Origin of the sequence: Erwinia sp. E602 (assembly GCF_018141005.1) — a bacterium.
Lineage (GTDB): Bacteria > Pseudomonadota > Gammaproteobacteria > Enterobacterales > Enterobacteriaceae > Erwinia.
Genome location: NZ_CP046581.1, coordinates 34,918 through 47,101 on the forward strand (window position 1 = coordinate 34,918; position 12,184 = coordinate 47,101).

The following is a 12,184-nucleotide window of genomic DNA, read 5'->3' on the forward strand; positions in this document are numbered from 1 at the left end:
CCGGGATAACGCGCAAAAAAGCGTGCGGTAAACTAGCCTTTTACCCCGCCGGCCGTCAGGCCACCGACCAGCCAGCGCTGGGCAATCAGGAACACCGCGGTGATCGGTATGGCGGAGAGGATCGCGGCGGCGGCGAAGTCCCCCCACAGGTAGTTCTGCGGGTTAAGGTACTGCTGCATCCCCACCGCCAGCGTGTAGCTGTTGACGTCGCGCAGCAGCAGGGAGGCCACCGGCACCTCGGTGATCGCGGCGATAAATGACAGGATAAACACCACCGCCAGGATCGGCACCGACAGCGGCAGCAGCACCAGGCGGAACGCCTGCCACGGCGAGGCGCCGTCCAGCGCCGCGGCCTCCTCCAGCGAACCGTCGATGGTTTCGAAATAGCCCTTGATGGTCCACACGTGCAGCGCAATGCCGCCCATATAGGCGAAAATCACCCCGCCGTGGGTGTTCAGCCCGAGGAACGGCACGTAAATGCCAAGCCGGTCAAACAGGGCGTAGAGCGCCACCAGCGACAGCACCGCCGGAAACATCTGGAAGATCAGCATGCCCTTCAGCAGTGAACTTTTGCCACGGAATTTCATACGGGCAAAGGCATAGGCGCAGGTGGTGGAGAGCGCCACGATGCCCACCGCCGTGATGCCGGCGATTTTGATCGAGTTCCACAGCCACAGCAGCACCGGGAACGGCGGCGGGGTCAGGCTGCCGTCGGCGCTGGTCACGCTGATGCCCAGCGCCAGCTTCCAGTGATCCCACGAGACCTGATCCGGGATCAGGCTCCCGGTGGCAAAGTTGCCCGGCCGCAGTGAGATGGTGAACACCATCAGCAGCGGGAACAGGATCAGCGCCAGAAAGCACAGCAGTAACAGATGCGTTACCAGCAGCCTGGCTTTTTGCGACCTTGGTTTGACCATCGGCATGGGTGTTGCTCCTTAATCGAATTTCATACGTGAGGCTTTCAGATTGATGACAGCCAGCGCGCCGACCAGCAGGAAGATCAGCGTGGCGATCGCCGCGGCCAGACCGAAGTCCTGCCCGCCGCCGCCCTCAAAGGCGATACGGTAGGTGTAGCTGACCAGCAGGTCGGTATGCCCGGCCGGCGTGGTGGTGCCGATCATGTCCGGCCCGCCGTTGGTCAGCAGCTGGATCAGCACGAAGTTGTTAAAGTTAAACGCAAAGCTGGCGATCATCAGCGGCGTCAGCGGTTTAATCAGCAGCGGCAGCGTGATGCGGAAGAAGTTCTGCATCGGGGTAGCGCCGTCCATCGCCGAGGCTTCGTAGAGGTCATCCGGGATCGCCTTCAGCAGGCCCATACACAGGATCATCATGTAGGGATACCCCAGCCAGGTATTGACGATGATAATCATGCATCTGGCGGTCCAGGGATCGCTGAACCACGCCGGTTTGATGCCAAACAGCGCGTTAAGCATCAGGTTGATCTCGCCGAAGCTCTGGTTAAACAGCCCCTTGAAAATCAGGATGGAGATAAACGCCGGTACGGCGTAGGGCAGGATCAGCAGGATGCGGTACGCCGCTTTGCCTCTCAGCGCTTCCCACTGCACCACGCAGGCCAGCACCATGCCGACGGCGACGGTCAGCACCACGGTCAGCAACGCGAACACCACCGTCCAGACAAAGATCGACAGGAACGGCTTCTGAATGCCCTCATCGTGCAGCACGCGCAGGAAGTTGCCCCAGCCGATGCCGACGGTAAAGCCGGGGCTGAGTTTCTCCGCCTGCCACTCCCCGCCGGCGTCTACCGCCTGATAAAAGCCGCTGTGCATATTCGGCCGGTAGACCACGCCGGACCGCGCGTCGGTCAGCTGCTGGTTCTCTTTATTCAGGTGGTACAACGGCTGCGTGCCGGAGAACTGGCGCAGCGAACTCATCCGCAGCGTGGCGCCATCCGGCAGCCGGGCCATCAGCCTGCCGAGCGCCTGACGGTTCCGGGTCACCACCCGCAGCCCGGCCTTCTCGCCGGCGGGAAGCGCCTGCGGCGTCAGCGTCAGCGCCTGCACGGCGGCGGCATCAAAGGCAAAGGGCGGTGAGACCAGCACCTCAGCGCCGTCCGATGAGCTCAGCGCCAGCTGCCAGCGATCGCCGGCGGGATAGAGGGCAAAGTTCAGCGCTTTGCCGCCCTGAAATTCACGGCCCATCAGCACCGACTGCGCCCGCTCAAACGTCAGCTGATTGGTGCTGCTGTAGTTGGTAAAGGCGATGGCGATGGTGCAGACCAGCGGGAACAGCACAAACAGCGCCATTCCGGCCAGGCCGGGATAGACATAGCGCCACGCACAGGCGCGGCGGTTGGCGTAAATACAGAGGCCGCTGCCGGAGAGGATCAGGGCCAGGACGGCAAACAGGTATTCACCCTGCGCATACATCAGCACGATTAGATAACCGGTTAAGCAGGCGAGCAGGCCGATGGCCGGCCATTTCAGCGCATGACTCAACGGCCGTTTTTTTTCAGCGGTCAGACCGGTTTGGGCTACTGGCATAGGGGCTTCCTTGTAGGCAGGGTGGGGAGCCCGCAGGCTCCGCACCCTCTGTTTCATGACTTCAACGGCATCAGCTGGTGAGGTGATTTATCTGGTAATGCGTGACTCAGCGTCCTGCAGCGCCTGCGATACGGTCTGACGGCCGTTGACCGCGTTGATGATGGCGCTGCGTTCGGCATACCAGAACGCGCTCATCTGCGGGATGTTCGGCATGATTTCACCGTTTTTCGAGTTGGCCATGGTGGCGGCGATGCGCGGATCCTTCTCCAGCGTTTGCTGGTACGATTTCAGCGCCACCGCCCCCAGCGGTTTGTCTTTGTTGACCGAGCCCAGGCCCTCGTCGGTGATCAGGTAGTTTTCCAGGAACTCTTTGGCCAGCTCCTTGTTCGGGCTGGCGGCGTTAATGCCGGCGGTCAGCACGCCAACGAACGGCTTAGAGGGTTTGCCGTGGAAGGAGGGCAGCAGCGCCACGCCGTAGTTGATTTTGCTCTTATCGAGGTTTGACCACGCCCACGGCCCGTCGATGGTCATCGCGGTCTGGCCCTTGTTAAAGGCCGCTTCGGCGATCGAGTAGTCGGTGTCGGCGTTAATGTGTTTGTTCTTCACCAGATCGATAATGAACTGCAGGCCGGCGCGGGAGCCGTCGTTATTCACCCCGGTGTCTTTGATGTTGTATTTGCCGTTTTCATACCTCCAGGCATATCCGCCGTCGGCGGCGATGAGGGGCCAGGTGAAGTAGGGTTCCTGCAGGTTCCACATGATGGCGCTTTTGCCTCGGGCGCGCAGTGAGGTGTCCAGCGCCGGGATCTCTTCCCAGGTTTTCGGCGCCTCTTTGATCAGGTCTTTGTTGTAAATCAGCGACAGCGCTTCCACCGCCACCGGGTAGCCGATCAGCTTGCCGTTAAAGGTGACGGCGTCCCAGGTGAACGGGAACAGTTTGTCTTTAAACGCCTGATCCGGGCTGATTTCCGCCAGCAGGCCGGACTCGGCGTAACCGCCGAAACGGTCATGCGCCCAGAAAATAATGTCAGGGCCGCCGCCGGTGGCCGCCACCTGCGGATACTTCTCTTCCAGCTTGTCCGGGTGTTCAACCGTGACTTTGATGCCGGTCTCTTTTTCAAACCGCTTACCGACTTCCGCCAGGCCGTTATAGCCTTTGTCACCGTTGATCCAGACAACCAGCTTGCCTTCTTCAATTCTGGCAAAGGCGGAAGAGGACAACACCATCGATGCCAGCGCGGACACGGCCAGGGCATGTTTAACGATTTGTTTAATGTAAGGGGCCTTAATGCTGAGAGTCATAATCCAGTCCTTTTATTCTCTGTTAGGAGTCGGTAATGCTGATGTCACAGACGCAATGACAGGGTACCGCGCCAGTGTGGATTCAACCCGGCGCGGCTTCATCATCCCCCCCTCTACGCCCCCACCGCGCAGAGTGTGATCCCACCGACACTCTCTGGCGTTATGTGGCTTACCGCGCAGCAATCCCTTTCATTTTTTGCAACCCCGATCACGAATTTGCCGCCCGGCCGGAACTTTTTTCCGGCTGCCTGTCTCGCCGTTCCTCCCTGCGCCTCCGCCGTGAAAAACTTTGTTACGGATGATTACGCTTATCCGCTAATCCCTCACTCTTCGTTGCATCGAGTTTTCCCGCAGGCGTCAGGTACAGGAGTTCAGCATGGCGAGCGTTTCCCTTAACGGCGTGTACAAGGCCTTTGATAAAACGGTGATCTCCAGCGACATCAACCTGGAGATTAAAGAAGGCGAGTTCGTGGTGTTTGTCGGCCCCTCCGGCTGCGGTAAGTCCACGCTGCTGCGCATGATTGCCGGCCTGGAGGACATTACCTCCGGTGAGTTGAAAATTGGCGACCGGCGTATGAACGAGGTACCGCCCGCCGGGCGCGGTATCGGCATGGTCTTCCAGTCCTATGCGTTGTATCCCCACCTGTCGGTGGCCGAGAACATGTCGTTCGGCCTGAAGCTGGCCGGGACGAAGAAGGCCGATATCGACCGGCGGGTGAATCAGGTCTCTGAGGTGCTGCAGCTGGCGCACCTGCTGGAACGCCGCCCGAAAGCCCTGTCGGGTGGGCAGCGCCAGCGCGTGGCGATTGGCCGCACGCTGGTGGCGGAACCGACGGTTTTCCTGCTGGATGAACCGCTCTCCAATCTGGATGCCGCGCTGCGCGTGCAGATGCGCATCGAGATCTCGCGTCTGCATAAGCGCCTGAAGCGCACCATGATCTACGTGACCCACGACCAGATCGAAGCGATGACGCTGGCCGACAAAATCGTGGTGCTGGACGCCGGGCATATCGCCCAGGTCGGCAAACCGCTTGAGCTGTACCACTACCCGGCAAACCGCTTTGTGGCCGGGTTTATCGGCTCGCCAAAGATGAATTTCCTGCCGGTCAAAGTCACCGGTGCGGAACCGCAGCGCGTGCAGGTTGAGCTGCCCAGCGGCCAGCGGGTCTGGCTGCCGGTCGAAGGCAGCGGCGTCATCGTCGGCAGCAACCTGTCGCTGGGCGTGCGCCCTGAACATCTGCTGCCTGGCGACGTCGCTGAGGTGACGCTGTCCGGTGAGGTCCAGGTGGTTGAGCAGCTGGGCAACGAAACCCAGATTCATATCCAAATTCCGGCCATCCGTCAGAACCTGGTCTACCGCCAGAATGACGTGGTGCTGGTAGAAGAAGGTGCAACATTCGCCATCGGTTTGCCGCCACACCGCTGCCATCTGTTCCGCGAAGACGGAACGGCATGTCGCCGGCTGCATCCCGAACCCGGCGTCTGAAAGCACGCGATCCCCCTACAGGAGAAAAAGATGACAACAATGCGTAAAGCTTCCCTGTCGCTGGCAGTGGCTGCGGGTATCCTCTCGACGCCCGCCCTGGCGGTTGATTTCACCGGCTATGCCCGTTCCGGGATTGGCTGGTCCGGCAGCGGCGGCGAGCAGCAGTGCTTCAAGGCCACCGGCGCCGACAGCAAATACCGTCTGGGCAACGAGTGTGAGACCTATGCCGAGTTAAAGCTGGGCCAGGAAGTGTGGAAAGAGGGGGATAAGAGCTTCTACTTCGATACCAACGTGGCCTACTCCGTCTCACAGCAGAACGACTGGGAGTCAACCGACCCGGCCTTCCGCGAAGCCAACGTAAAGGGGAAAAACCTGATCGACTGGCTGCCGGGCTCCACCATCTGGGCCGGTAAGCGCTTCTATCAGCGCCATGACGTGCATATGATCGACTTCTACTACTGGGATATCTCGGGCCCGGGCGCCGGTCTGGAAGATATCGACCTCGGCTTTGGTAAGCTGTCGCTGGCCGCGACGCGCAACACCGAGAGCGGCGGTTCGTTCGGCTATATCGCCGACCAGCGTAATGAAGTTGCCACCTCTAACGACGTGTTCGACGTGCGCCTGGCCGGGCTGAACACCAACCCGGGCGGCGTGCTGGAGCTGGGCGTCGATTACGGCCGGGCCAACGCGCGCGACGGCTACTCGCTGGCTGACGATGCCACCAAAGACGGCTGGTTGCTGACGGCGGAGCACACGCAGAGCATCTGGAACGGCTTTAACAAGTTTGTGGTGCAGTATGCCGCCGACGCGATGACCGATCCGGGGCAGGGCGCGGCGAACGGCCACTCTAACGGCGCGGCGATCAACAACAACGGCAGCATGGTGCGCGTGCTGGACCACGGTGCGATGGACTTCAACGACACCTGGAGCCTGATGTACGTCGGGATGTACCAGGACGTTGACCGTGACAACAACAACGGCACCACCTGGTACACCGTGGGTATGCGCCCGATGTACAAATGGACGCCGATCATGAGCACCCTGCTGGAGGTGGGCTACGACAACGTCAAGTCCCAGCGCACCGGTGACCGCAACGGTCAGTACAAAGTAACCCTCGCCCAGCAGTGGCAGGCGGGCAGCAGCATCTGGTCACGCCCGGCTATCCGCGTGTTTGCCACCTATGCCAACTGGGACGAGAAGTGGGGCTACAACACCGATAGCGGTGCCGGCAACGGGTTAGCGATGAACGACACCAGCGCCCGTACCTTCAGCCGCGGCAATGACGATGAAGTCACCTTCGGCGCGCAGATGGAAGTGTGGTGGTAACGTTTTACATGAGCTGAGACGTGCTGGCTGGTGGATTATCGGTGGATATCCGCCAGCCTTTATTGTGAGCAAAAGGAAACCACGATGAGAAAAAATCTGCTGTCGCTGTGTCTGTCGCTGAGCCTGATGGCGGCGTCGCCTGCCCTGGTGGCTGCCGCGCAGAATGATGTGAATACCGCACCGGCGATCGCCAGTCAGACCCTGCGCAACCTGTCATGGACGCCGCTGGTACCGCCGGTGACGCAGGACGTCACGCTGGGAACCGCCAGCGCTGAAATTAATCAGGGGGATATCCAGGGCGCGGTGGCGGCCTTTGCCCTGCCTGCCGACCGGGGATCGCTGGAGATCACCCTGACCAGCATTGCCGCCGGCAAAACGCTGTATGCGCCGAATGTGTTAGTGCTGGATGAACAGATGCGCCCGGCGGCCTTTTACCCTTCAGGCTATTTCCCGTATCAGCAGCCGGGGATCGTCTCCAGCGACCGGCTGGAAGGCACCCTCAAGCTGACGCCGGCGCTGGGACAGAAGCAGATTTTCCTGCTGGTCTACACCACGCGTCAGGATCTGGCCGGCAGCACGCAGATGGTTAACCCGGCGAAAGCTTATGCGGCGGGCGTGGGTAACGCCGTGCCGGATATTCCCGATCCGGTGGCGCGCCATACGCCGACCGGCACGCTGAGCCTGAAGGTGACCGCCGAACAGAAAACCGGCAACGTGATGATTGGTCAGTTCTTCCCGGCCCCGGCCCCGACAGCAGCACCGGTGGTGGTGGGCAGCAGCGTGCCTGCGGCGGCACCAGCACCAGCCCCGGTCAAACCGGATGCGCCGATGCTCGACGATTCCGAAAGCTACTTTAACGAAGCGATCAGAAAAGCGCTGAAGGCGGGCGATGTCGATAAGGCGCTGAAGCTGCTGGATGAAGCGGAACGGCTTGGGTCGAAAACCGCACGTAAAACGTTTATTGCCAGCGTGAAGTCGTGAACTGCGGGCTTTTACGTTGGTGGGTGAGTATCAGGGAGGCGTAGTGCGTTAGTCACATGGGGCGTGCCGGGTTTGCCGCTGGTGACCCCGGGGATCTGGCTCAGATATCGAGTGGCCGGGGAAGCGGTGACCTGTGGCAGAACGGCGGCGTGTATGCTGGCCGATCTGCTTTGAACGGTTATTTTCCGGCCAGCCGCCTGTTCAGGTCTTCGTAAATTTCGTCGCGTCTGTCGACGGCAACCACGGTAACCGTAACCCTGACATTTCCCGCGTCATCAGAGGTGACGGTATACGCCAGCCGGAAGCCGTCGTTTCTCAGTTTGATTTTGTAGCAGTTATGCTGGAGAGAAAGCCGGTTGGCCGGCATCGTCAGCGCTTCATATGACGCCGCGCGCTTCTTCAGCACTTTGGCAAACTTCTCCCGGATAGACGGGTTCAGAGAGTCCCACTCTTTTTTGGCCAGCGCCTTAAACTTCAGTGTGGCCTTGAAGGTATCGGACATCAGAGGTCGTCCCAGCTTACGTCGAGCTCGTCGTCTCCGGCTCTGTCCAGCGCTTTTTGCAGCAGCAGCGCATCGCTCACGTGCTCGAACATCAGCTCAAACATCGCCGGCGGCACGCAGTAAAACGCGGGTTTGTTGTGGTTGAGCACGGCAACGGGTTCGCCGTGCGACTCGTTCATAGCGGCCGTCGGGTTCTTTTTGAACTCGGTGATGGACGCGGTTTTTCTACTCAGAATGTTTTCGGTGATCATGCATCCTCCGGGCAGCGTATCAGACGTAAATAGCAGTACTGATGATAGTGCTTTTTTTAGGTCTTTAAAAGGTGCTTTTAAAAGCGCCTTTAATAGCACTATAAATAACGTTATCCAGTAAAGAATAATGTGAACAGCGACACGCTTGCTCCCTCGGGAGCCCTTAGCACACTGGGGCAGGTCGATGTTACAGGCTGCGGCAAGATTGTGCAGCGCAATAGCACTCAGATCGCGTAGAAACGTCATCCGTGGTAGGGGGGCCGCAAGAAACCGGTGGGCAGCCGGCTCTTCCTGAAATGGCGCTAAGAGCCAGCGCCTCAAAAGACTTCAAAGAGGTTGAATCAATCGCGGCCGCACTCATACAGTGGCGCCGTAAAACAGCGATGGTGTGAGCCGTCGGCCCGGACCTGTCCGGCCGGGCTGGCGATGGATATCACCCGGGCTGGTGGCTCTCAGCAACCAGATCTAACCGGATATTTTGTTTAATTAACAGCTTCCTGGCATCATCAGGGATGGCATCATCAGTGATCACCTGGTTGAAAGTATGCTCAATTGAAACAGGGTAGGGATGCACCAGGCCAAACTTGGAGGAGTCAGTTAATGCCACCGTGTGGGTGACTTTTCCCATCACCGCATTAACAACATCGCACCGTAACATATTTCGTCCGGTAAACCCTGTTTGCGGATGCCAGCCGTCGACGCCGATAAAGGCCTTGTGGAAGTGTAACTGCTGGATGCAATAGCGTGCTAACGGACCGACAACGGATTCACTGCTCTTCTGTAACTGGCCACCGATAATGATCACTTCACACTGGGAATCCCTTAACAGGTGAGCAATGTAATGGCTTACCGTAATGATGGTTAAGTTTGATCGGGTTGCCAGCGTTCTGGCCAGCAGGGCATTGGTGCTGCCTCCCTCAATGAACACGGATTCGCCATCAACAATTTGAGAAGCGGCAAACTCAGCGATTGACTGTTTCACGCTGTATCTTGTCCGCAGGCGCGAACTGACGTCATCACTGTCTGGCGTAACCGCCGAACCATGAATACGTTTCAGGAAGTTACTTTTTTCAAGCGTGTTCAGGTCCTGACGAATGGTGACTTCAGAAACGCCGGTTAGCTGAGACAGTTCGCTGACGCTGACGCTGCCTCTTTCATTGACTAACCGTATTATCTGTTCGTGTCTGTTGTTCATTTCATTTCAGGCTTGCAGGGATAAGTACGTCGAGTCTAGCAGATTCATAGATAACAAGCAGTTGCCCTGATGGTTATTGAACAGGGCAACTCTGCGATCGCGATCAGCTAAGCCCCAGGCTTCTTTTGCCGATGGCGTTTAAATCAGCCGTGGTGAAACGCGACTGCCAGTCCTGTTCGTAATTCTCGCGGGGGAAGTCTGCCGGCGACGCTCCTTTGTCCAGAGCATCGGCAACGCTTCGTGCATAAGCCAGGTTTTTCTCACACAGCGGTGCTGCAGGAATATACATCACATTGCCCCAGCCCTGCTGATCCTCGACCGGCGCAACGGAATGAATGATATCGCAATGCCACCAGACCGAGTCCCCGGCCTGTAATGCAGGAATTGAACACAGCCCTTCGACCAGGTCAGGATGCCACTGCGCTGAAATGGGCAGAACTTTACCCGGCCCAACGCCGCAGAGTTCATCTTCCGGAACATCCTTCAGTAAGGGGCGCAGAAGAACATACGCCATCGCCACCGGCACAGGGACGACGTGCAACAGGCCCTGGCCGGTCGCCATATCCGACAGCGCCGTCCACCCCTGGAAGGTCCTGAATGCTGAGCATTTAGTCGTATTATCAACGTCATACTCATTCACTTCTGAACGGTATGCCGCATCCCATGGATCGTAATCGTCGAACTGACCGGTGAAGATTTTACGGAAGACCTTCTGATAAGCCGGGAGTAACCAGCGCTCCAGCGCGCCTGAGTCGGTATGCGCGCCAAGCCCCTTCGATGTGGTCCCCGGCAGGCGGCGACGGATACGGTCCGGATAAATGATGTTCACATCCGGATCGAACCAGCTGATGCCCGCAGATTCAAATTTCCAGAGACGATTCAGAAAAGACTGCGTCAGCGCCATCGCGCTGCTTTGACGCGCCTCCATTTGCGCATGTGACCAGTAAATGGGGTATATCTCCGGGCGGGAAGCCTCAAGACTGCCAAAGAATGCGTCGCCAGGGCCTTTGTACTGCGCATCGAAATCATTGCGCTCAAGATACTCAAGCATGGAGCGATCCCAGGCCAGGGCCTTACTCCGTTCAAAGTTCTGGCGAACCACAAGGCAGCCACGGCGTCTGATATGCTCAACGGCTTCCGGGCTCACTCTCTTTTCAGCGATATCAGCCCAGCTGACCTCCGGCCATGCCGTGCCATATATTGCTTCATCGGCTTTTGCCGCTGCAATCTCCTGAATAATCCTGGTTTTTACTTTCTGGAACACCCCTTCAACGTCTCCGATTTGCTGACGAAGCTGTTGTTTCATCAGGCGGATACTGGCCTTGTGGTCTTCTGGCAGTGTGGTCGATGTAAAAACGTTCATGGTAACTCCTCCGGATTAAGCTGCATAATTTTCCGAACGAACATCAAAAAACCTTCGTTCGTAAGTTTTGTTGCTTCGAATGCTAACAAGGATGCAACATGAAGGCGGTGATTCCCGTCACATTTTTGTTGCGAACCTACGTATCAGAAGCCGGTTATCGCTCGCGGCAACCGATTGCGTGAGAGTATTTGTGATGGGGGAGAGCTTTGGCTGCGCATCTGATGCGTGGTCGAGAGGTTATGCATGCATTAGTTGTACTTGTTTACGTACATGTACTATGCTGGGGTCATTAACTGATGGGAGCTAACAACATGCATGCAATCAATTTTACTGATGCCCGCAAAAATTTCGCCGATACAATGCAGCGTGTCACCGATGACGCAGAGCCCGTGCGCGTCATACGCCGTGATGCACCCGATGTTGTGATAATGGATGCGGAAGAGTATGAGGCGCTGATAGAAACGGTTTATCTGTTCAGCAACCCGACGAACGCAGCGCATATCAACGAGTCCATGAAACAGGCGGAGCGTGGCGAATTTGTCGAAGTGGAATATTAAGTTCACGAAGAATGGCGCTGATGATATCAACTACTGGCGTGATACCGACAAAAAGAAATTTGAGCGTATCCGCCAGCTACTTCACAGCATCGAGGCTGATCCGTTAGCAGGTATCGGAAAACCTGAACGGTTACGGCATCACAAAGATCCGGCGCTCTATTCTCGTCGTATCGATCAGAGCCACCGACTGGTCTACTCAATCCAGAACGGGGAAGTCATCATCTATGCAGCCCGTTATCACTATGGTGACAAATAGTAAGAAGCAAGGGCTGATGTTTTGTCTGTCGCTTGCTAGATGATTCTTTTTTGGTCCAGTAATTTAACATAATCAATAAATTAATCGGTGCACATAATACTAATTATGTTAAATTAAAGCATAATGATCTGACATATTATGTTGATTTATAATCAATTTCGCTTCCATATGATTTCAATGCAGGTGCATGATTTATGATATGATACCCTTCCGTGAGAAATTTATGATGAAATCAGAAGACACCCTTGACTGGTATCCGGCACAGTTGCCTCCGGTTAAAATAATCCTTGGTGAAGCCGTACTCGCCGTAGGAAAACAGGGAAGGCCTATCAATACCCGAACGTTGCTTGAGTACTTGCAGGTGATGCAAGGCAAACAAAAAAGAAGGGATGATAAAGTCGCGATGAAAACCGCAATTGATGTTCTCAGGGACAATCAGCGCATTAACGGCAGATGTTAATGCG

13 protein-coding genes are annotated in these 12,184 nt (G+C 57.2%); 6 read left to right on the forward strand and 7 right to left on the reverse strand.

What is annotated here, in order from left to right:
• Positions 1-32: 32 nt before the first annotated feature.
• The 3 genes from malG to malE all read right to left on the reverse strand — a co-directional run bounded on the left by malG (position 33) and on the right by malE (position 3,803).
• Positions 33-923, reverse strand: a complete 891-nt coding sequence (malG, locus tag GKQ23_RS00130; protein ID WP_101505021.1) for a maltose ABC transporter permease MalG — start codon at positions 921-923, stop codon at positions 33-35.
• 12 nt (positions 924-935) lie between these two features.
• Complete coding sequence (gene malF, locus GKQ23_RS00135) at positions 936-2,501, reverse strand: maltose ABC transporter permease MalF (protein ID WP_212408273.1); 1,566 nt, start codon at positions 2,499-2,501, stop codon at positions 936-938.
• 87 nt (positions 2,502-2,588) lie between these two features.
• Positions 2,589-3,803: a maltose/maltodextrin ABC transporter substrate-binding protein MalE gene (malE, locus tag GKQ23_RS00140; RefSeq protein WP_212408274.1), complete on the reverse strand. Its 1,215-nt coding sequence runs from the start codon at positions 3,801-3,803 to the stop codon at positions 2,589-2,591.
• 376 nt (positions 3,804-4,179) lie between these two features.
• On the opposite strand from malE, the gene malK reads away from it, so the two are divergent.
• From malK to malM, 3 genes are all read left to right on the forward strand, one after another.
• Positions 4,180-5,289: a maltose/maltodextrin ABC transporter ATP-binding protein MalK gene (gene malK, locus GKQ23_RS00145; RefSeq protein WP_212408275.1), complete on the forward strand. Its 1,110-nt coding sequence runs from the start codon at positions 4,180-4,182 to the stop codon at positions 5,287-5,289.
• Positions 5,290-5,319: 30 nt separating this feature from the next.
• Positions 5,320-6,615 carry a maltoporin gene (locus GKQ23_RS00150; RefSeq protein ID WP_212408276.1) on the forward strand — a complete coding sequence of 432 codons (1,296 nt, stop codon included), beginning with the start codon at positions 5,320-5,322 and terminating at the stop codon, positions 6,613-6,615.
• An 84-nt stretch (positions 6,616-6,699) separates the two neighbouring features.
• Entirely contained in the window at positions 6,700-7,596 is an 897-nt protein-coding gene (malM, locus tag GKQ23_RS00155) for a maltose operon protein MalM (RefSeq protein ID WP_212408277.1), read from the forward strand.
• Positions 7,597-7,774: 178 nt separating this feature from the next.
• Here the strand turns inward: malM and GKQ23_RS00160 are convergent, their stop codons facing one another.
• The 4 genes from GKQ23_RS00160 to GKQ23_RS00175 form a co-directional block, all read right to left on the reverse strand.
• Positions 7,775-8,098 (reverse strand): type II toxin-antitoxin system RelE/ParE family toxin, encoded by a 324-nt coding sequence (locus GKQ23_RS00160; RefSeq protein ID WP_056237207.1) that lies wholly within the window; start codon positions 8,096-8,098, stop codon positions 7,775-7,777.
• Positions 8,098-8,349: a type II toxin-antitoxin system Phd/YefM family antitoxin gene (locus GKQ23_RS00165; RefSeq protein WP_056237204.1), complete on the reverse strand. Its 252-nt coding sequence runs from the start codon at positions 8,347-8,349 to the stop codon at positions 8,098-8,100. The genes GKQ23_RS00160 and GKQ23_RS00165 overlap by 1 nt, the downstream gene beginning before the upstream one ends.
• Positions 8,350-8,782: 433 nt before the next feature.
• The gene (locus tag GKQ23_RS00170; protein WP_101505016.1) at positions 8,783-9,544 is read right to left on the reverse strand and encodes a DNA-binding transcriptional regulator YciT; all 762 of its coding nucleotides are present in this window, start codon (positions 9,542-9,544) and stop codon (positions 8,783-8,785) included.
• A 103-nt stretch (positions 9,545-9,647) separates the two neighbouring features.
• Positions 9,648-10,907 (reverse strand): DUF1479 domain-containing protein, encoded by a 1,260-nt coding sequence (locus GKQ23_RS00175; protein ID WP_212408278.1) that lies wholly within the window; start codon positions 10,905-10,907, stop codon positions 9,648-9,650.
• Between the two features lie 311 nt (positions 10,908-11,218).
• Here GKQ23_RS00175 and GKQ23_RS00180 point away from each other — a divergent pair, with 311 nt between their 5' ends.
• The 3 genes from GKQ23_RS00180 (at position 11,219) to GKQ23_RS00190 (ending at position 12,180) form a co-directional block, all read left to right on the forward strand.
• Positions 11,219-11,464: a type II toxin-antitoxin system Phd/YefM family antitoxin gene (locus GKQ23_RS00180; RefSeq protein ID WP_212408279.1), complete on the forward strand. Its 246-nt coding sequence runs from the start codon at positions 11,219-11,221 to the stop codon at positions 11,462-11,464.
• Positions 11,445-11,720 carry a Txe/YoeB family addiction module toxin gene (locus tag GKQ23_RS00185; RefSeq protein ID WP_212408280.1) on the forward strand — a complete coding sequence of 92 codons (276 nt, stop codon included), beginning with the start codon at positions 11,445-11,447 and terminating at the stop codon, positions 11,718-11,720. Before GKQ23_RS00180 ends, GKQ23_RS00185 begins: the two co-directional genes overlap by 20 nt.
• A 226-nt stretch (positions 11,721-11,946) precedes the next feature.
• On the forward strand, positions 11,947-12,180 hold the full coding sequence (locus GKQ23_RS00190; protein WP_056238460.1) for a hypothetical protein: 234 nt from the start codon (positions 11,947-11,949) through the stop codon (positions 12,178-12,180).
• Positions 12,181-12,184 lie beyond the last annotated feature (4 nt).

Bases quoted from the DNA above. Each gene is read 5' to 3' on its own strand.
- GKQ23_RS00190 (WP_056238460.1), top strand. From the start codon at position 11,947: ATGAAATCAGAAGACACCCTTGACTGGTATCCGGCACAGTTGCCTCCG.
- GKQ23_RS00160 (WP_056237207.1), bottom strand. From the start codon at position 8,098: ATGTCCGATACCTTCAAGGCCACACTGAAGTTTAAGGCGCTGGCCAAA.
- malE (WP_212408274.1), bottom strand. From the start codon at position 3,803: ATGACTCTCAGCATTAAGGCCCCTTACATTAAACAAATCGTTAAACAT.
- malF (WP_212408273.1), bottom strand. From the start codon at position 2,501: ATGCCAGTAGCCCAAACCGGTCTGACCGCTGAAAAAAAACGGCCGTTG.
- GKQ23_RS00170 (WP_101505016.1), bottom strand. From the start codon at position 9,544: ATGAACAACAGACACGAACAGATAATACGGTTAGTCAATGAAAGAGGC.
- GKQ23_RS00175 (WP_212408278.1), bottom strand. From the start codon at position 10,907: ATGAACGTTTTTACATCGACCACACTGCCAGAAGACCACAAGGCCAGT.
- GKQ23_RS00150 (WP_212408276.1), top strand. From the start codon at position 5,320: ATGACAACAATGCGTAAAGCTTCCCTGTCGCTGGCAGTGGCTGCGGGT.
- GKQ23_RS00180 (WP_212408279.1), top strand. From the start codon at position 11,219: ATGCATGCAATCAATTTTACTGATGCCCGCAAAAATTTCGCCGATACA.
- GKQ23_RS00165 (WP_056237204.1), bottom strand. From the start codon at position 8,349: ATGATCACCGAAAACATTCTGAGTAGAAAAACCGCGTCCATCACCGAG.
- malM (WP_212408277.1), top strand. From the start codon at position 6,700: ATGAGAAAAAATCTGCTGTCGCTGTGTCTGTCGCTGAGCCTGATGGCG.
- malG (WP_101505021.1), bottom strand. From the start codon at position 923: ATGCCGATGGTCAAACCAAGGTCGCAAAAAGCCAGGCTGCTGGTAACG.
- malK (WP_212408275.1), top strand. From the start codon at position 4,180: ATGGCGAGCGTTTCCCTTAACGGCGTGTACAAGGCCTTTGATAAAACG.